At 67.7% G+C, this 17,943-nt stretch carries 17 protein-coding genes and 2 pseudogenes; 14 read left to right on the plus strand and 5 right to left on the minus strand.

What is annotated here, in order from left to right; translation table 11 throughout:
• Positions 1 to 8: 8 nt before the first annotated feature.
• The gene (proC, locus tag EV187_RS05585; RefSeq protein ID WP_130351963.1) at positions 9 to 860 is read right to left on the minus strand and encodes a pyrroline-5-carboxylate reductase; all 852 of its coding nucleotides are present in this window, start codon (positions 858 to 860) and stop codon (positions 9 to 11) included.
• A gap of 23 nt (positions 861 to 883) precedes the next feature.
• Between proC and EV187_RS05590 the strand changes: the two genes are divergently transcribed.
• Both EV187_RS05590 and EV187_RS05595 read left to right on the plus strand, forming a co-directional pair.
• Positions 884 to 1,846, plus strand: coding sequence for a cation diffusion facilitator family transporter (locus EV187_RS05590; protein ID WP_130351964.1), 963 nt, complete (start codon positions 884 to 886; stop codon positions 1,844 to 1,846).
• A complete protein-coding gene (locus EV187_RS05595) occupies positions 1,843 to 2,631 on the plus strand; it encodes a glutamine amidotransferase-related protein (RefSeq protein ID WP_130351965.1) in 789 nt (262 codons plus the stop codon). Before EV187_RS05590 ends, EV187_RS05595 begins: the two co-directional genes overlap by 4 nt.
• Here the strand turns inward: EV187_RS05595 and tadA are convergent.
• Positions 2,618 to 3,091: a tRNA adenosine(34) deaminase TadA gene (gene tadA, locus EV187_RS05600; protein WP_278038842.1), complete on the minus strand. Its 474-nt coding sequence runs from the start codon at positions 3,089 to 3,091 to the stop codon at positions 2,618 to 2,620. The genes EV187_RS05595 and tadA overlap by 14 nt on opposite strands.
• Before the next feature lie 38 nt (positions 3,092 to 3,129).
• Between tadA and upp the strand changes: the two genes are divergently transcribed.
• From upp to EV187_RS05630, 6 genes are all read left to right on the plus strand, one after another.
• Positions 3,130 to 3,762: a uracil phosphoribosyltransferase gene (gene upp / locus EV187_RS05605; RefSeq protein WP_130351966.1), complete on the plus strand. Its 633-nt coding sequence runs from the start codon at positions 3,130 to 3,132 to the stop codon at positions 3,760 to 3,762.
• Between the two features lie 521 nt (positions 3,763 to 4,283).
• Positions 4,284 to 5,069 (plus strand): winged helix-turn-helix domain-containing protein, encoded by a 786-nt coding sequence (locus EV187_RS05610; RefSeq protein ID WP_130351967.1) that lies wholly within the window; start codon positions 4,284 to 4,286, stop codon positions 5,067 to 5,069.
• A gap of 502 nt (positions 5,070 to 5,571) precedes the next feature.
• Complete coding sequence (locus tag EV187_RS05615) at positions 5,572 to 6,405, plus strand: hypothetical protein (protein ID WP_130351968.1); 834 nt, start codon at positions 5,572 to 5,574, stop codon at positions 6,403 to 6,405.
• 270 nt (positions 6,406 to 6,675) lie between these two features.
• Positions 6,676 to 7,161, plus strand: coding sequence for a MarR family winged helix-turn-helix transcriptional regulator (locus EV187_RS05620; RefSeq protein WP_423190869.1), 486 nt, complete (start codon positions 6,676 to 6,678; stop codon positions 7,159 to 7,161).
• Between the two features lie 136 nt (positions 7,162 to 7,297).
• Entirely contained in the window at positions 7,298 to 7,660 is a 363-nt protein-coding gene (locus tag EV187_RS05625; RefSeq protein ID WP_242609446.1) for a PRC-barrel domain-containing protein, read from the plus strand.
• 651 nt (positions 7,661 to 8,311) lie between these two features.
• Positions 8,312 to 8,917, plus strand: a complete 606-nt coding sequence (locus tag EV187_RS05630) for a hypothetical protein (RefSeq protein ID WP_130351970.1) — start codon at positions 8,312 to 8,314, stop codon at positions 8,915 to 8,917.
• A 289-nt stretch (positions 8,918 to 9,206) separates the two neighbouring features.
• Here EV187_RS05630 and EV187_RS05635 read toward each other — a convergent pair.
• A pseudogene (locus EV187_RS05635) lies at positions 9,207 to 10,119 on the minus strand (IS5 family transposase).
• Positions 10,120 to 10,231: 112 nt separating this feature from the next.
• On the opposite strand from EV187_RS05635, the gene EV187_RS05640 reads away from it, so the two are divergent.
• Positions 10,232 to 10,564: a hypothetical protein gene (locus EV187_RS05640; protein WP_130351971.1), complete on the plus strand. Its 333-nt coding sequence runs from the start codon at positions 10,232 to 10,234 to the stop codon at positions 10,562 to 10,564.
• A gap of 254 nt (positions 10,565 to 10,818) precedes the next feature.
• Positions 10,819 to 11,034 (plus strand): annotated as a pseudogene (locus tag EV187_RS18925) (hypothetical protein); the annotation flags it as partial.
• Here the strand turns inward: EV187_RS18925 and EV187_RS18315 are convergent.
• Positions 10,976 to 11,293 carry a hypothetical protein gene (locus tag EV187_RS18315; protein ID WP_165391111.1) on the minus strand — a complete coding sequence of 106 codons (318 nt, stop codon included), beginning with the start codon at positions 11,291 to 11,293 and terminating at the stop codon, positions 10,976 to 10,978. The pseudogene EV187_RS18925 and the gene EV187_RS18315 overlap by 59 nt on opposite strands.
• 610 nt (positions 11,294 to 11,903) lie before the next feature.
• Positions 11,904 to 12,404 carry a hypothetical protein gene (locus EV187_RS05655; protein ID WP_165391112.1) on the minus strand — a complete coding sequence of 167 codons (501 nt, stop codon included), beginning with the start codon at positions 12,402 to 12,404 and terminating at the stop codon, positions 11,904 to 11,906.
• 396 nt (positions 12,405 to 12,800) lie between these two features.
• Here EV187_RS05655 and EV187_RS05660 point away from each other — a divergent pair, with 396 nt between their 5' ends.
• From EV187_RS05660 to EV187_RS05675, 4 genes are all read left to right on the plus strand, one after another.
• Positions 12,801 to 13,217, plus strand: a complete 417-nt coding sequence (locus tag EV187_RS05660) for a hypothetical protein (protein ID WP_130351974.1) — start codon at positions 12,801 to 12,803, stop codon at positions 13,215 to 13,217.
• A gap of 227 nt (positions 13,218 to 13,444) precedes the next feature.
• Positions 13,445 to 13,780 carry a putative antibiotic biosynthesis monooxygenase gene (locus tag EV187_RS05665; RefSeq protein ID WP_130351975.1) on the plus strand — a complete coding sequence of 112 codons (336 nt, stop codon included), beginning with the start codon at positions 13,445 to 13,447 and terminating at the stop codon, positions 13,778 to 13,780.
• Positions 13,781 to 14,409: 629 nt separating this feature from the next.
• Entirely contained in the window at positions 14,410 to 14,808 is a 399-nt protein-coding gene (locus EV187_RS05670; protein ID WP_130351976.1) for a CU044_2847 family protein, read from the plus strand.
• Positions 14,808 to 17,888, plus strand: a complete 3,081-nt coding sequence (locus tag EV187_RS05675) for a CHAT domain-containing protein (protein WP_165391113.1) — start codon at positions 14,808 to 14,810, stop codon at positions 17,886 to 17,888. Before EV187_RS05670 ends, EV187_RS05675 begins: the two co-directional genes overlap by 1 nt.
• Positions 17,889 to 17,943: the final 55 nt, after the last annotated feature.

Consider the following 17,943-nt stretch of genomic DNA (forward strand, 5'->3'; position numbering starts at 1 on the left):
GTTCTGCGTCAGGCCCCCGACGCGAGCTCGCGGGCGCGGGCGAGCGCGGCATCCGTCGCCCGATCGAACACCTCCGCGAGGTGCGCCTCCTCGAGCACCGCGATCGCGCGCTCGGTGGTGCCCTTCGGGCTCGTCACGCGGCGGCGCAGCTCGGCGGGCGTGTCGCCGGATGCCGCCAGCAGCTCGCTCGCGCCCCGGAACGTGCCCTGCACCATGAGCGCGGCCTGCTCGGGCGTGAACCCCTTGTGGATCGCCGTCGCGGTGAGCTGCTCGATGAGGTAGAACACGTAGGCCGGGCCGGAGCCCGAGATCGTGGAAAGGGCATCGATCTGCGACTCGGGCACCACGATGACGTCGCCCACGGTCTCGAAGAGCCGCACGGCGAGCGCGAGGTCGTCGTCGCTCGAACGCGTGCCGGCCGAGATCCCCGTCACCGCCCGGCCGACGACCGCGGGGGTGTTCGGCATCGAGCGGATGACCGCGATCGACTCCGGCAGCAGCTCCTCGAACGTCGCGACCGTGACGCCCGCCGCGACCGACACCACGATCGTCCCCGGGTCCAGCGCGTCGGCGATCTCGCGGAGCAGGTCGGGCACCATCGACGGCTTCACCGCGACGACCACCAGCTCGGCTCCGGCGACCGCCATGCGGTTCGCCGTGGCATCCGTGTCGGTCGCGTACGAGGTCACCCCCGGGAGTCCCTCGAGCTCGGCGGCGCGCTCGGGCGAGCGGTTCGTGGCGCGGATGCCGCCGGGGATCTCGATGCCGGGTTGCAGGAGGCCGGAGAGGATGGCCCGGGCCATGGACCCGGCTCCGAGGAAGGCGATCGTGGGCAGCGTCAAGGGCGCATCGGCACTCATGCGACCATCCTAGGATTGGCACTATGAGCGCATCAGGCGGCACCAAGGCCATCATCGCGGCATTCCTCGCCAACACGGGCATCGCCGTGACGAAGTTCATCGCCTGGTTCTTCTCCGGATCCTCATCCATGCTCGCCGAGGGCGTGCACTCGCTCGCCGACGCCGGCAACCAGCTGCTGCTCATCTTCGGCGGCCGCCAGGCGAAGAAGACCGCCGACAAGGAGCATCCGTTCGGCTACGGCCGCGAGCGCTACGTGTACGCCTTCGTCGTGTCGATCATCCTGTTCTCGGTCGGCGGCGTCTTCTCGATCTACGAGGGCATCGAGAAGCTGCAGCACCCGCACCCGCTCGACGTGCCGTGGCTGCCGATGCTCGTGCTCACGATCGCGATCGTCCTCGAGTCGTTCTCATTGCGCACGGCCGTGGTGGAGTCGAATCACGTGCGCGGCAAGCTGAGCTGGGTGCAGTTCGTGCGCCGCGCGAAGGCGCCCGAGCTCCCCGTCGTGCTGCTCGAGGACATCGCGGCGCTCATCGGCCTCATCTTCGCGTTCATCGGCGTCGGCCTCACGTGGCTCACGGGCAACTCGCTCTTCGACGCCATCGGCACGCTGTTCATCGGCACGCTGCTCATCATCGTCGCGATCGTGCTCGGCATCGAAACGAAGAGCCTCCTGGTCGGGGAGGGCGCGAACGACGACGATCTCGTGAAGATCGAGCAGGCCATCCTCGACGGTCCCGAGGCCGAGCGCATCATCCACATGAAGACCCTCTACCTCGGCCCCGACGAGCTGCTCGTCGCGGCGAAGGTCGGCTTCCACGCCGACCAGAAGCTCCTCGAGGTGTCGACCGCGGTGAACGTCATCGAGCAGCGCGTGCGTCATGCGGTGCCCTCCGCCCGCGTCATCTACATCGAGCCCGACGTCTACTTCGATCCGAACCTCTCGGCGCCGCCCACCGACACCATCGTGATCAAGGGCCTCGAGTGACGGATGCCGCGACGGGGGCCGTGCGGCTCGCGGCATCCGCTCGACGCACCGCCCTCGTGCTCCGGCACGACTCCGCGATCGGGCTCGGCAACCTGCGACCGACCCTCGAGGCGCACGGCTACGAGATCGTCACGGTCGACGCGCCGCATCAGGATGTCGCGGCGCTCGACGCCCTCGCACCCGACCTCGTCGTGGTGCTCGGCGGCGAGGAGGCGGCGTACGAGACCGACCGATACCCCTACCTGGCCGACGAGATCGCGCTGCTGTCGGCGCGCATCGACGCCGAGGCGCCGATCTTCGGCGTGTGCCTCGGCGCGCAGCTGCTGGCGAAGACCCTCGGCGCCGACGTGCGCAAGGGGCCGCGCAAGGAGGTCGGCTGGCTCACCGTCGAGCCGACCGAGGCCGGCGCCGCATCGCCCGTGCGCCACTTCGCCGGGGTGCCCACCGTGCAGTGGCACGGCGACACGTTCGACCTGCCCGACGGAGTCGAACGGCTCGCGACGTCCGGCCAGTACGAGAACCAGGCGTTCGGCAGGGGCGACTGGCTGCTCGCGGTGCAGTTCCATCCCGAGGTCGACGAGGCGATCCACGAGGACTGGCTGCGCGAGTGGGGCGACGAGCTGCCCGAGTACGGGCTGACCCGCGAACGGCTGCGCGAGGAGCGCGCGTCGTACGGGCCGCGCGCGCAGGCGGCATCCGCTGCGCTGCTCGGCGAGTACCTCGTGGGGCTCGAGGCGCGCGACCGCATTCCGGGCGGGAGTCGGAGCAGCGCTACGGCCGCCTGAGCGGGTCCTCGAAGAACTCGAGCAGCAGGCGAGCGGATGCCTCGGCCTCGACGCCGGGGAACACCTCGACCCGGTGGTTGAGCCGGCGATCGCGCAGCACGTCGTAGAGCGACCCGGCCGCGCCCGCCTTCTCGTCCCACGCGCCGAACACGACGGTGGGCACGCGCGCGGCGAGGATCGCGCCCGCGCACATCACGCACGGCTCGAGCGTGACCACCAGGGTGCAGTCGGTGAGGCGCCAGTCGCCGATCGACTCGGCCGCGGTGCGCAGGGCCAGCAGTTCGGCGTGGGCCGTGGGATCGCCCAGCAGCTCCCGTTCGTTGCGCCGTGACGCGATCACGACGCCGTCGCCGTTCACGACGACCGCGCCGACGGGCACGTCCCTCGTGGCGGGCGCCTGCTCCGCCTCGGCGAGCGCGAGGAGCATCCACTCGCGGTGGCTCGGCAGCTCCACGTGCACTCCCTCCCCGGTGAACCCCCACAACTAGACTCGAGCCTATGCGAGTCCACGTTGCCGACCACCCCCTCATCACCCACAAGCTGACGGTGCTCCGCGACGAGAACACGCCGTCGCCGATCTTCCGCGCGCTGGTCGAGGAGCTCATGACGCTGCTCGCGTACGAGGGCACGCGCGGGGTGCGCGTCGAGCCCGTGGAGATCGTCACCCCGGTCGCCCCGACCACAGGCGTGCGCATCGCCGACCCCAAGCCGCTCATCGTCCCGATCCTCCGCGCGGGCCTCGGCATGCTCGACGGCATGGTGAAGCTGCTGCCCAGCGCCGAGGTCGGGTTCCTCGGCATGGCGCGCAACGAGGAGACGCTCGAACCGACCACCTACGCCGAGCGCCTCCCCGAAGACCTCAGCGACCGGCAGTGCTTCGTGCTCGACCCGATGCTCGCCACCGGCGGTTCGCTCACGGCGGCGATCGAGTTCCTGCTCGCGCGGGGGGCCACGGATGTCACGGCGATCTGCATCCTCGCCGCGCCCGAGGGTCTCAAGGCCGTCGAGGAGGCACTGCACGGCCGCGAGGTGACCATCGTCCTCGGCGCCGTCGACGAGCACCTCAACGAGCACGGCTACATCGTGCCGGGGCTGGGCGACGCGGGCGACCGCCTCTACGGCACCGTCTAGACGCTGCGAACCGCGAGCGAGACGCTGCGAACCGCGAGCGGGAGTCTGAAGGATCTTCGATCGATGACGCGCTGACGCGGCATGAAGTGCTGAAGATTTTTCTGCACCGCCATTTCTCGCAGATTCTTGCAAGCACGACACCTCTTCACCCGATCCTCCCGGATGTCGCGTCGCACCGTGCACCCCCTGCGTCGTCACGCCGCGTCATCCCGCCGTCATGAATTGACACACGCTCGGGTATCGGTTTGACTCTCCCCCATGACTGACACCGCACGCACCCTGATCGCCCCCGAGGCCCTCAGGACGACCGGCATGATGATGCCGGCGCGTGCGCCCATGTGTTGTCGAATGTGCCGCTGACCGCGACCCGACCGCCGAGTTCCGACGCCGATCCGCATCCCGATCGGCTCCGACTCCACTGAACCCGCTTCCGAGGTTCCCCGGCCGAACGGCCTTTCGCATCGACCCCGCCACCGACCAGGGGTCCATCGCCGCACCTTCTTCACACAAGGATTCCCGTCATGTCTCTCGCAATCGCTCCCATCCGTACCGCCGCCGTCCGCACCGCCCCGTCGCTGCCCGACGCCCCGGCCCGCCCCGTCTCGATCGCGCCGCGTGCGGCCGAGACCATCACGACTCCCGTCCAGTCGGCGGCTCCCGCTGCCGCCCGCACGGGCGCGCCCCGCGTCCGCGCCGTGCCCGAGGGCACCGAGGCCCGCGGTTTCGTGCTCTACGTCGGCATCGACGAGGCGAAGGCCCTCGAGGACGGCACCACGCTGCACCGCATCGTCGAGGCGCTGCGCGCGCTGACCGCCGAGGTCGCACCGTCGGCCGAGACCTACGCCGCCGTGGCGCTGGCTCCCGAGGGCGCCGGCGGCCGCGACGTCGACGTGGTGCGACTCGCCCTCCAGGACCCGGCCGCGCTCGCCAAGCAGCGCGAGGGCCAGGGCACGCGCGACGACGCCGACCGGCACCCCAACGGCGTGATCATCGACATCTCGCGCAAGCGGGTGCTGCTCGACGGTGAGGCCGCCGGCCTCACGTACAAGGAGTTCGAGCTGCTGCAGTACCTCGTGCTCCGCGAGGGCCGCACCATCGATCGACACGAGCTCATCGAGAGCCTGTGGGACGCCGACGACGAGGCGCCGAGCGAGCGCACCATCGACGTGCACGTGCGTCGCCTGCGCTCGAAGCTCGCCCATTACCAGGACATCGTGCGCACGGTGCGCGGCATCGGCTACCGGTTCGACCGGCACGCCGACGTCTCGATCCGCCAGGCCTCGACGCCCTCGCCCGACCTCTACTGATCGCTCCGGGCGCCCGACCCTCGCTCGCGCGCGGGCCCGCCCCCGAGTAGCCTCCAAGCGGGGGGCGCGTGGGGACGGATCCGCGGAGCGCGGGGCGACGCATCCTCCATTGGGGGTCGCGGCGATGCGCTTCTCTTCGGCAGTGGCCGGCGGCATCCCGAGCGTGGTGGTCGACCGGTTCGTCGGGATGGCGGTCGGCTGATCGTGGTACGGCGACGGGGCCGGATCGGCTGGGCGGTGGGCGGTGCGTCGGTCCTCGTGCTGGCCGGCCTCGCGGTCGCATGGCAGGGCGAGGCGAATCGGAGCTACGACGAGGCGCACTCTGAGCTGGCGTCGTCGGCCGAGCGGGTGCAGTTCCAGCGCGACGAGCTCACCGACGCCATCGCCGAGCACGGGGAGGCGCTGGCCACCGCCGACGCGATCGCCGACGCCGCCACCGCCGACGTGGTCGATCCCGTGACGCTCGAGGCCCTTCGAAGAGGCGGCGCAGGCGGCCGACCACGTGGTCGCCGAGGCGGGCGACACACCCTCCGCCGCCGATGGCGTATCCGACGAGCCCGGCCCTCGACCGTTCTGGCCGTGGGACGTCCTCGAATCCCGGAGCGACCTGGTTCACGACCGCCGTGCCGCCCTCGACGCTGCGGCGGGTCTGCGCGACCTGCGCGAACGGCTCCAGGCCGCGATGGCGTCGCTGGACGCCACGGCGCCGGCCCTCTTCGCGTCCACACGAGCGGCGGCCGACCGGATCCAGGCGGAGAACCCTTCGGCGCGCACCCTCGACGTGGTCGCGTTCCGGTCGGCGACGGACGCGGTCGCCGCCCGGCAGGACGTATCGCCCGAGTCATCCGGGGCCCTGGTCGCCTACGTCGCCGCCGCGACGCGACTCCGTGCCTCGAACCAGGCCGAGCTCGAGGAGCGGGCGGGGCCGCTCCTCGACCGACGCCTCGCCGCGGAGGCGTTCGCCAGGTCGCTCGGGGGCGGCATCCTGCTCGACTTCGACTGGGCGCCGATCGTCAACGGCTTCGGGTCGGGAGGCTCGGTGGGCGGTGCCGCGACGTGGTCGACCGACCACGGCGGCTCAGCGACCATCACGCTCTCCGACTCGGTGGCCGAGCAGTGGCCCTCGCCCCTTTCGCAGGCACTCGTCGCCCACGAGGTCGGGCACGCGGTGAGCGTGCGGTGCTCCGACCGGTTCGACGCGCAGAGCGGTGCCGCGAACGAGGCATGGGCCACCGCGTGGGCGATCAGCCGCGGGTTCACGGGCGATGGCAACGGCGTCTCGATCTACGGCCCCCCGCCGCAGGAGCTGATCGACGCCGCGGCGACGTGCGGCTGATCTACCCCGACACGCCCGCGAATCCCGATTCGAGAAAAATCACGGAACGATAACTAGCGCCCGTTACCTATCCGTTATATATTCATAGAGCACCGACTGTTTGCTGTGGCGGTCGGTGCGGAATGTGATTGCAGGACACTCTTGGTGCAAGGGAGAGGGTCGGTCGTCAGCCTCTACGACCGGCCCTCACCCGTTCCTGCCGAAGGTTCCCTATCCTTGGATCAGTCCGGTCCTCCGACCGGATCTTCAGCACGTCGAGGGGAGCCGAGGGTGGCCGATCGCGCGATCACCGTCGCAGCATGGGAGTCGCTCTTCCGTGCTCAGGTCACGATCATGCGGGCGCTCGCGGCCGAGTTCCCGAGCGAGATCATCTCGCTCAACGAGTACGACGTGCTCTTCAACATCACGCGTGCGCCGGGGCGGCGCCTGCGCCTGAAGGAGCTCAACCGCGCGGTGCTCATCACGCAGCCCAGCGTGAGCCGGCTGGTCGACCGTCTGGCTGCCCGTGGCCTCGTCGCGAAGACCCACGACCCCGAAGACGGCCGCGGCACCATCGTCGCGATCACCGAGGAGGGTTTCGCGCTCTTCCGACGGGTGGCGTTCACCCACATGGACGCGATCGACCGCCATGTCGGCCACGCCCTCGACGAGCGCGAGCTGGGCGATCTCATCGAGCTGTGCGACCGGCTGCGACTCGGCGTCGCCGAGCCGGTGGGCGAGGCACCCGACGACGACGCACTCCCTGCCGACTCCTGACCGCGGCCGACTCCTGATCGTGGCGGGCGCTCGCTCCTCGCTGTCAACCCCCTTTGCTCGGGTCGGTCCCCGACTTACCGTCGCGGCATACACCCACACGATCAGGGCCCTGACGGGTCCTGCGAAGGGAGGAATGATGAGCTCGACATGGGACGCCTGGACGTACCGCACCTCAGCGGCGCGCACCGCGCAGAGCGCAGACATCGTCGGGTACGAAGTGCACGCCACCGATGGCCACATCGGCAAGGTGGATGACGCGACCTACGACGTCGGCACGAGCCAGATCGTCGTCGACACGGGCCCGTGGATCTTCGGCCGCAAGGTGCTGCTGCCGGCGGGAACGATCGACCGCGTCGATGACGCCGAGAAGAAGGTGTACGTGGGCCTGACCAAGGACCAGATCAAGAACTCACCCGAACTCGACGAGGGAACCACGTGGGATGACGCCGCCTACCGGGAGCGGGTCGGCGGCTACTACAGCGGGTTCTACCGCACCTGAAACTCAACCCATTCACCCGTCGTCCGGAGCAGGTCTCGGGACGACGGGTTCGTCATGTCCGGAGCAGCGGCGACGGCACGCGCCGGCGCTCGTGCGGCGGGCAGGACGGTGGGGTGGGAACCCGTTTCATATCGCCGCCGCTGCGCCACCGATCGATGACTTCTGCTAGATTTCGGGTCTGCCGGCTCACAATTCAGCCGGTTAGAACTCATGGATGCTCGTCGGTTGTGGGCAAATTGTGGGCACGGAGTATCCTCCCCGCTGGCTCGGCGACACGACCCCGCGCAGGGACGCGCCCAAGCGATCGACTGGCTCGACTCTTCCGGGGGTGCCGGGTGTTCACCCGATCGGGGGCTCCCGCCTCAGCCCGCATCGCGTTAGCGTTTCGCTAGTCCGTCCCTACACGCACCGGAGACCGAATGCGACGCGAGCAAGTTCCCGAGAACAGATGCTTTCGGGCGGATCTCCGATGATCAGCACGGTTGCTGCCGGCTGGTTTCCGGACACCAACAGAGCCCACGTACTGAGGTGGTCCGCGGAGGTTCTCGAGGCGCTCGAGGCGCACCAGGTGGAGATCGTTGGGTGCCGCGTCGAACCCGCGGTCGAAGAGTTCCGCGCCAGCAGCTCAATGCTCCCAGTCGAGGACGCACGATGATCCCCACAAACCCCGATCCCGATCCCGATCGCGATCGCGATCGCGAAAAGAATGACCAACAGCCGCTCCCCTCGCCCAAGACCATCGTCCTCGTCGCTGCGGGTGCTCTTGTCGTCGGCGGGATTATCGGAGGCTTGGCGGGAGCAGCGATCGGCAGCGCCGGCCCTTCGCAGGAACTCTCCGAATCCGTCGCTACACTTAACAAACAGGAATCGGAACTCGATAACGCTGAACGTCGGGTCGATGAGTTGGAGTCAGAAATTGACGGCCTCGAGGACGAACTGGAAGCTCTCTCGAATCAGGACGCACCAGCGGACGACAACTCGGTGACACCGCAACCGGCCGTCCCGGCGGGCCGGTTCCCCGAGGGCTACCCCTACATCGTTCCCGTCTCGGAGCTACCAGATCAGGTCAGGAACTGGTATGAAATGAGTTCACTTACCCAGGCAGTCGCGCTTGCCCCAGGAGTGTGGACCGAGTTGCCGCCCGGGGCGGACATTCAGTCAGCGATCAGCGCGGGGGTCGCAGATGGATTCTGCGCATCGATCGAGGCCTATGAGCGCGACTACGCCAAACGGGACTTGGCCGGAACCTGTTGGTAGCGCGCATGACGCCGGCACCGAAGAAGAGGGGCGAATAAGAAGGCATCTCACCGTGCGTAGCTCTTGCTCGCGTCCGCGGATAGCCGCATAACTGCCGGTGGGATTTGAACCCGAAGCGGAACGCAACGATGATGCAGCCTTCTGCTCCAATCGCCGGAATTCCGCGTGAGATGAGGCATGCCGGATCACCCCGTTGGGTGAATCGCCACAGGTTGCCATTCTGTTGCCACGGAAGCGCGCGTTGCCGGGCTGAGAGGTCGCCAAAGCTACGGCTCTGCGTCACCCTCTACTAGGACGTGTTGCTAAAGCCGCTGGTGAGCCAGTGGAGTGTCGCAGCGAGGCAGAGGCCGGCGTGGTAGTTGCGGGCGAGTTTGTCTGAGCGCATCGCGATTCCGCGCCATTGCTTGAGCTTGTTGAAGCATCGCTCGACGACATTGCGGTCGCGGTACCGCTCTCGTTGCTGGTCACCGAAGTCGATCGGTCGCCCTCGTCGCTTGCGGCGATGCACGATCTGGTCATCACGCTCGGGGATCGTCGCTGCGATCCCGTGCCGGCGCAGCCACGCCCGGTTCGCTCTGGAGGGGTAGCCCTTGTCTGCGAGCACCCGATCGGGCCTGGTCCGCGGACGTCCAGATCCGCCAGGCACGCGGATCTGTTCGAGGGTTGCGGAGAGCATGCTCGTGTCGGCCGCCTGGCCAGGCGTGAGGATGAACGCCAGCGCGCGGCCCTTCCCGTCGCAAACCAGGTGGTTCTTGGTGGTCAACCCGCCGCGAGAGTGGCCGACCGCATGGTCAGGCGGCTCCAGTCCGAACTTCTTGTAGTTCGACAGAGCCCCCTGTGGTGCGCGGGAGTGTCGCGCCGTGCTGGTGTACGCGCACGATCGTGGAGTCGATCGAGGCGACCCAGTCGAGGTCCCCGTTCTGCTGTGCGAGGGACTGGACCTTCTCCAGCACCCGCGCCCAGACCCCTGCTTCAGCCCACCGGTTGAAGTTCTTATAGATCGTGTTCCAGTTCCCGAGCCGCTCTGGCAGGTCCCGCCACGGCGCACCCGTGCGGAACCGCCACGCCGTCGCCTCGACCACCGTGCGGCGGTCCACCGGCGGCCGACCGGTCGCCTTCACCTTTGGGAACAACGGCCCGATCACGGCGGTCCACGCCTCATCCGAGATCACATCACGCGACACGCAACAAGACTCGCTCACAAAGCGCCGGAAGTGGTTGTGCAACACGCCCAAGGCGAGAGACGTCACTGAGCTATCCGAGGTGCTCGTAGCGTCACCGCCGAGAGTCGACCGTCGTCGCTATGATCATGCCATGTCTGAGCCTGCGACGCCGCGGGCGTCAAGGCTCGCTATCGCGGCCCTGGCGCTGGGTATTCTTTCTTTGCTGCTCCAGGTCGCAGGCATTATCTGGTCTTCGGAGGCGCCGTCGGGCGAAGCAGGCCTGTCTAGGATCTGGATTGCGTCATTCCCGACCGCCCTCATTGGTGTCGCCGGCACCGTGACAGGGATAGTCGCGCTCGCGCGACGCGCGCGACCCAGGTGGATGGGCGTCGTCGGGCTCGTGTTCAGCGCAATCCCGCTTCTCTATTCCCTTCTCCAACTCGCCGCACTCTTGGCGTTCTTGGTGCAGCCGACGTTGTACTGACGCGGGCCCCGGAGGCGACGCTGGGCGCACGCGCGACGCTCCATGTGGGAGTACCGGGTGCAGTCCGAGCCCGATCCGACGGTGTTCGCGAATTTGCAGTTCCTTGCCGGGTACCGGCGCCGGTTCCCAGTTCGTCGACACGGAGGTTGCCGCTGCGGTCGATGAGCTGCAGGCCAATCAGACGTTCGGGGAAGCGGTCCGTGCCGTGACTCCGATCGCGGGCGGTCCCCGGTTCGCCCGTTCCCTCGTGCTGCATCTACAAGGGCCGAAACGTCGTCGAGCGCAGCTTCAACAAGCTCAAGAACTGGCGCGGCATCGCCACCCGAAGCGACAAACTCGCCCGCAACTACCACGCCGGCGCCTGCTTCGCCGCGACCCTGTCTGGCTCAACTCAGGGTTTACCAACGCGCCCTAGTTCCCGTCACTGCGGCTGCCTTCATCGTGCCCGCAGTACCTGTCTCCGCCTATAGTGACGTGTCCTGGGTCGAGCCCGCGGTCACGGACGCCATCTAGGACCGTGATCGCGACAGACTTGCTGATGGCGTCAGCATCCGCGTCCACCTGCGTCCCACGCTGCTCCAGATCGGCTGCGGCCTGGGCGCGGTTCTCTGTAAGCAGGGATTGATCGATCGGCAGATCCTCGAAGTCGATTGCCCGGAGGACCTCGCGCGCCGTTACCACCGCATGGTCAGTGTCGGGAACACCCTTGGCATCGATCTTGAAGGCCATTGTGCACCGTTCTCCCCATAGATTCACTCGCTCGACCGTGCGATCGGCGCTTGCTCCCCACCACCAATACTGGAAGTCAGGCGTGGCCAGAGCAGCAGTCGCCGCGCCGAGCAGCACTACAGACACCGCGGTGCCCAGAATCATCCGTCGCCACGCGCGACGCCAACGTGGGGTTCGCTCGTCAACCGACTGCCCTGGCTCTTCATCCTCAGACACCATAGGTGCATCAAACACAACGGTGAGACACCTGCGCAAGACACGCGCGTCGACTGGGCCATGGCCGCCCTACGGTGATCCAGAATCGGTGGATACTCGGGAGGTACTCCTTCTCCCAGTCGCCGCGCCTCGCTGACGCTCGAGGACGCGATCGACAACGCCCGCACCCACACCAACGCGACCATCCCTCCCATCCACGACGCGATCCTCAGCGACCCGGCAAGCAACTCGTCAACGGCGTGCTGACCGCCATCTCACCCCGACCGTGTACAAGCGACCCACCGCCGGAGAGCGGTCACCATGTGAGGCCGCCGCGCAGGGCAATTCGGCGTCCGACCGATTGCCGGTAGCCGGTCCCTCAGTGAAGATGGCGCGTGACGATGCCGGGTTAGGGTCAGCCTCGCCCAACTCGCTCGGTGAACTCCTCAGCGCTCAACTCCGGAGGCAGCGCCAGCAGGAAGTGCTCGCCTTCAAGCGGTTCGGCAACGGCCACCGCAGAAAGCACCTCGCCCCCGACTTTGATCACCAACCGAGAGTCGTCGCCCGCCTGCGCGGCTTCGGCAGCGGCGGACTCGACGACTGCCGCACCCTCGCTCGTGAGCGTGACATCGACAGCGTTGCCCACCTCATCGCCGGCGACCGCAATGGACTCGACTCCAGCCAGCGAGAAACCTGCATCGGGCACCATCACGTATTCCCCATTCACGTCGACGCACTCCGGCGCGGAGTCTGCAGCGCAGGTCTCCGAGACGGCAAGCTCGATGGCTCCCGCCGTCGCACCCGGATCTACCGCTCCCGCCCCGCTCGCGCATCCGCTGAGAAAGAGCAGCGCTACTCCGACACCGCTGACCTTGCCGACAACAGAACTCACGGACGACGCCTCCTCATTGAGCACCTGTGCGAGCGCACAAGCGCGCGAACCCAGCACGCTACCGGTCGAAGGCTCGAGACGGAGGCACGACGGCGATGCATGTGAGGAACTTGGCATGCTTTCCCGCCCGATAGACGGTCCGTCGGCGGGCGTCCGCACGAGGATTGTCATACGGGCGCAGGTCAGGCACCGATCGCATACCCCCATTCTGGGGATATGAGGTTTGCTCAGTACCGATTCCCGGCACCTCATGCCCGGGTGTAACGTGCGGAGTGGCGTGAGAGACCCCTACGGCGCGATGCACGTCCTGCGACGACCTACCCACGTCGCTGGACCACGACGGTGACCCGATCCCGCCTTGTCGCCCCGCGGAGGACGTCCGGCCGCCCGACCGGACGCAACTGCGACCCGGAGGCGAAGATGCCCCAAACCAAGAAACGCTTCTTTGCACGTGCCCTGATTGTCGTGGCCGCGACTGTTGGCCTCGTGTTCGCTCAGGCCGCACCAGCATCGGCCACCGTGCACGAGATCGTGGGTCAGTGGTGCTCCGGCCAGGAAGAGCTCGCCCCGCCAGGGATCACCGGCGGAAGTCAGGCGGACAATTTCGCGAAGCCGCTCCTCGCGTCCGGCTTCGTCACAGGGAACCTCGTCCCGTTCACCGGAAGTGAGGGACCCGGGTTGCTCGTCGAGTTCAATTACGACCTTCCGAACGTGAAGGTGGTCGGAACCGGCGTGTTCATCGTCATCGACCCCAGTGTCCCGCTCTACCTCGAACTGATTGAGCCCGACCCCAACTTCCCGGCGTTCAAGGCCTGCCCGAAGTTGGCGACTGGCTAACTGCTCAGCGCCACACCACACGGTCGTCAAGCGGACACCCTCCAGTGTCGTGCGGCCGGCCCTCAATGCTGAGGCCGACGGCGTGCGAACGGGAGGCGCCTCGGGCGCGCCTGTTGGAGGATCTGGCGCCGGCGACGGCAAACGAGCTCGATCCACGAAGCATGTGACACTGAGGCAATCCTGGCGAGGCCCTTCTCGGTGGCCTCACCCCGAGCGGAGTCGAGAAGATGACGGCGATACCCCCGGAGCACGACCCGCCAGAGCCGAACGTCGATAGGCCTACGCCTCCGCCCGAGGCGCTCCCTGATCCGCCTGTGCCCCCGAGGCCCAACATCCACGTAAGCGCGCTGATCATATGGCTCACGATCTTCCCGCTCGTCGCCATCTTCAGCACATTGCTCGGACCGATGATGCCGGACTGGCATCCCGTGGTCAGGGCGTTCGTCCTCACGCTCATCGTCGTTCCGATCGCGGCGTACTGGCTGATGCCTCAGATGTTCCGGTGGTATGCGACGTTCGCGCGGTACCGGGCCGCGCGACGCGCAGGCAGGGGCGTGCGGTAGCGCGGCCTCGGGCGCGTCAAGTGGGCCGGGCATCCCCCTATGCGTGCGCGCGGATGAATGCCGCCACGCGCGGCGCGAGCGTCACCCCGATGACATGTCGGAGGATGTCGTGCCTTCCGCGGGCGCGTTGCGGGCCCCCGCGCGGTCAAGACAGATCGCTATTGATCACCGGGCGGGGGCCCATGCACGGACGCCCGCAGACGGATCCGCTTCCGGACGTCCTCTCACGGACCGGTGTTCGGGCACAGCGGCATACTCAACCAACGGCGCTGCGCATGTGCACCGAGTTGCGGACTTGAGCGACGTCATGCTCGGATTCGCTGCTCCGTCAGTGCCGCGCTTTGGGCCTTCCTGCCCGTTGGTAGCGGCCTCGTGCGGTCGAAGCCGGGACACCCTGGAGATGGCCATCGGATCGCGACTTGCTCGGTCGCGTCAGGGCCGTTGCTGGGGATGGAGTCTCGGAGCAGCGCGCGCCGCACGCGAACAAGGGCCGGCCTCATTGGCCCCCCTTAATGGCGATCCGGCACTGCCAATTCCCGGCGAGATCACCCGAGTGCCTCGCGAATGTTCTCACTCGGGTCTCGAAGGTGCCCCGCGGCTAGCTTCCGCGCGATTCCGGGCTGTCCCGGATGGCGAAAGACCGGCGGTTGGAGGAGTATTTGCGGTACAGGCTCCGAGACTCGCGCCGGGGGGACCGCATCGTGGGGGATGTACTTGAGTTCAAGACGGGCGACGGCGTCGTGCTCGTCGAGACGATTGACGTGTCGGATGGGCCCATCACGCGCGGAGGAGGCCCTCGATCGACCGTGATCGAGGCCAGCCAGAGCCTCGAGCAGGTCGTCGGGCGGGTCGGCCCGATCGTGAAGGGCATCGTGTCCGAGATCCGTCAGTCCGCGGAGTGGCCAGACGAGGTTGAGGTTGAGTTCGCGGTGAAGATCTCGGCGGACTCGAACCTCGTGATCGCGCGCGCCGGTGGTGCAGCGAACTTCCGCATCGCACTGAGATGGGGCGGGCCGAGGCCACGCTGATGGCCGTCCGCGAGTACGACGACCTCCAGTTGCGCATCGACCGCGATGCGGACGGGTCCTACAGGGTGCTGGCTATGGCGCCAGACGGACGCACCGCCCGCGGCTCGTTTACGCCTCCGGTGACCGAGGGTGAGCTTGACGAGTTCGTGCAGCGGGTTGGGCTGGCGCGCCGGCGAAGCGGCTCGCCTGACGCGCGGATGCTCGCGATCAAGGACCTCGGCTCGACGCTGTACGACGCGCTCATCAAGGACGACATCGGTACAGTGTTCTACTCCGCGCGGAGCGCCGCAGCGGAGCGCGACCGAGGGCTGCGGATCACCCTGCGGCTCTCCGGCTCGCCCGAGTTGATGCGGTTGCCGTGGGAGTTCCTGTACAAACGGCCGCGGTTCATCGCCCAGTCGACCCAGACACCGGTCGTACGCGCGCTCGACGTGGACTCCGCGATGCGGCCGCAGCAACTGCGGCTACCGCTTCGGATTCTCGCCATGGTCAGCAGCCCGTCGGGGTATCCCGAGCTCGACGCCGACGCCGAGCGACGCAATCTTGAGCGAGCGCTCGAGGGACCGCGCCGGGCCGGACTCGTGGAGCTCACCTGGCTCGAACGCGCGACCCTCGGGGAGCTCGGACGCCGCATCTCCGAACCCGACGAGGTCCATGTCTTGCATTACATCGGCCACGGTGCCTACGACGAGGCTACCGAGTCGGGCGTGCTAGTGCTGGAGACGCCACAGGGTCGCGCCCATGACGTCTCAGGAGAGGACATCGGCGCGATGCTCCAGGACGAGACAAGCCTGCGCCTCGTCGTGCTCAACGCCTGCGAGGGCGCCCGTACCTCGCATGTCGACCCGTTCTCCGGCGTCGCCACGAGCCTCGTGAACTTCGACATCCCAGCCGTCATCGGGATGCAGTTCGAGATCACCGATGACGCCGCGATCGCGTTCAGCGAGAGCCTGTACACCGGCCTCGCCCGGGGCCTTGCGATCGACGCGGCGCTGGCGCCTGCCCGTCGGGCGATCATCGGCGCGATGATGGCGAACGAATTCGGGACGCCGGTGCTCTTCCTCCGCGACGGCGATGCGCGGCTGTTCGACATCGCGGATGCGAAGGCGACTAGCTTAGTCGACGAGGTGCCGACGTCGGCGGACCTCCCACAGGCGTCCCATTCGGAGTCGGAGGTCCTCGTCGACGACGTGCCGACGGGCATCGTAGACGAAGTACTGACTCCGGCGGACCTCACTCAGGTCTCCGATTCGGAGTCGGGGGTTCTGGTCGACGACGTGCCGACGGGCAATGCCTCCGAAGCTGTTCTGGTCGAGATCGATTCAGGCGACGACGTGGCGGTCGAAGACGCCGGCGCTGAGGTGGCGATCGCGCCGCGGCATTCGGCCTCCGACAACCCGCAACCGGCGCCCGATCCGGACTCGCGCAATCCTCACGGGAGTGAAAGGCCACCTGCGGGCCATCCGACGAGGCGGCCAACCGGGGCCGATGCGGTGCCCGTCCCGCCGAGCGCCGATACGGTGTCTGACGACCCGCCAGCGACATCGCTCGGCGGAGGGGCGTGGCCGCCACTACGTACGCGTCTCGTCACAGCGCGCGGTTCGGTTGTGATGTTCGCGATCGTGGTGGCGTCGGCCTGGATCGCTGTGGCAATGCTTGCCCTTACGGCCAGCGGGGTGTCCGTCCCCGGGTTGGGCAGTCTTGAATCGGACCGCGTCTGGCTGATCACGCAGACGGTTGCTGTCGCGGTGTTGGCGGTTCACCACCTCGCTCGCCTGGGCCGGGACGCCGCCATCGCCGCCTCTGGATATTTACTCGGCGTCGGCATCAATCTCTACGCGTTGGTCGCGCTGACCACCTCCCGTTACGAGGACGTCAAATGGGCACTGATCTTGTTCGGCCTCCTGTTGGGCGCTGTCGGAGCCTGGTTGCTCATCGCGGGCAGGAAACGCGCCACACCGTTCGCAAGCAGTTCTCGCCTCCCTGGTCCGTTCGTCATCGCGAGTGGGGTGACCTACGTGCTATTCGGGGTGATCTTGGTAACCGACTCATACGACTGGATGTCGCTCGCTGTGTGGATACTGTCGTTGGCAACCGTCGGGATGGGGGTCGGCTACGCGATCTCTGCCGCGCTCATTGTGAGAGAGGGCCGGCCCCGGTTTTCAGATGACCGCCCCGCCCAGCTCATCGAACCCGGCGAGGAGGTGCGAGGGCGGCCCTTGGTCGACCCCGCGGAACCGCTCCGCCCGCAGATTATTCGCGCGCCCGACGGGCCAACCCCGCACGTCACACTGCCGATCACGACCGCGTGGATCGCTGCTGGTCTGCTCGCCGTCCTCGCGTGGTTCACACTCATGTGGGAACCCTCGAGCTGGAACCTCGGCGCGGGCCAGCTCGTGCAGGTACTTGCCCTCGCAGTCCTTGCGATCCACCACTTCACCCGCCCTCATCGCGACAGCGCGGTCGCAGCCAGCGGATACGCCCTCGCCGTCGGAGCGAGTCTCGTCTCGCTTGCGAATTCTCTCGCCAGTCGGGGAGGCGCGACATCGATCAACGGGCAACCGATACCGATGGCTGGGGCGACCTCTACCGATGGATGGGGCTACTTCGCCTTTGGACTCATCCTGATAGTGGTAGGAGGATGGCTCCTTGTGGCCGGAAAGAAAGTAGGCCTACCGTACGACGCGAGTCTCCGGGTCCCAGGCCCATTCGTGATCGCCGCCGGGGCGGTGTTCTGCTTCGTCTCCGTCGTCTGGTTGACGGAGACCTGGGAGCTCCTCGAGCTGATCGGCTGGTTGTGGCCGCTCGCCCCGCTCGCAATGGCCGGCGGCTACGCATGGTCCGCCGTTCTGCTGGCACGGGCGGCGAAGTCCACAAAGGGTAATCCCGCTGCGGGTCCAGCGAATGCGACTCCTGACCTGTTGTCGGCCGCAAGCGCCCCATCTGCGATCGCGGCAGGCTCGGTTGAACTCAGGACGGAGACCACGGGTCGGCCGTCAGAGCCGAGTCCAGCTGCGTCATCCGGGTCGAACGAGCAGCCTAGGTCCGACGGCCGCGCAGAACCAGACAGCGACGAATGAATGAGCAGACAGTTTGCCTCAATATTCAGATTCCATACTTCGCGGCGAACGGCGC

Origin of the sequence: Agromyces ramosus (assembly GCF_004216665.1) — a bacterium.
GTDB classification, from domain to species: domain Bacteria; phylum Actinomycetota; class Actinomycetes; order Actinomycetales; family Microbacteriaceae; genus Agromyces; species Agromyces ramosus.

Bases quoted from the DNA above. Each gene is read 5' to 3' on its own strand.
- proC (WP_130351963.1), bottom strand. From the start codon at position 860: ATGAGTGCCGATGCGCCCTTGACGCTGCCCACGATCGCCTTCCTCGGA.
- EV187_RS05590 (WP_130351964.1), top strand. From the start codon at position 884: ATGAGCGCATCAGGCGGCACCAAGGCCATCATCGCGGCATTCCTCGCC.
- upp (WP_130351966.1), top strand. From the start codon at position 3,130: ATGCGAGTCCACGTTGCCGACCACCCCCTCATCACCCACAAGCTGACG.
- EV187_RS05610 (WP_130351967.1), top strand. From the start codon at position 4,284: ATGTCTCTCGCAATCGCTCCCATCCGTACCGCCGCCGTCCGCACCGCC.
- EV187_RS05625 (WP_242609446.1), top strand. From the start codon at position 7,298: ATGAGCTCGACATGGGACGCCTGGACGTACCGCACCTCAGCGGCGCGC.
- EV187_RS05630 (WP_130351970.1), top strand. From the start codon at position 8,312: ATGATCCCCACAAACCCCGATCCCGATCCCGATCGCGATCGCGATCGC.
- EV187_RS05640 (WP_130351971.1), top strand. From the start codon at position 10,232: ATGTCTGAGCCTGCGACGCCGCGGGCGTCAAGGCTCGCTATCGCGGCC.
- EV187_RS18315 (WP_165391111.1), bottom strand. From the start codon at position 11,293: ATGGCCTTCAAGATCGATGCCAAGGGTGTTCCCGACACTGACCATGCG.
- EV187_RS05660 (WP_130351974.1), top strand. From the start codon at position 12,801: ATGCCCCAAACCAAGAAACGCTTCTTTGCACGTGCCCTGATTGTCGTG.
- EV187_RS05665 (WP_130351975.1), top strand. From the start codon at position 13,445: ATGACGGCGATACCCCCGGAGCACGACCCGCCAGAGCCGAACGTCGAT.
- EV187_RS05670 (WP_130351976.1), top strand. From the start codon at position 14,410: ATGGCGAAAGACCGGCGGTTGGAGGAGTATTTGCGGTACAGGCTCCGA.
- EV187_RS05675 (WP_165391113.1), top strand. From the start codon at position 14,808: ATGGCCGTCCGCGAGTACGACGACCTCCAGTTGCGCATCGACCGCGAT.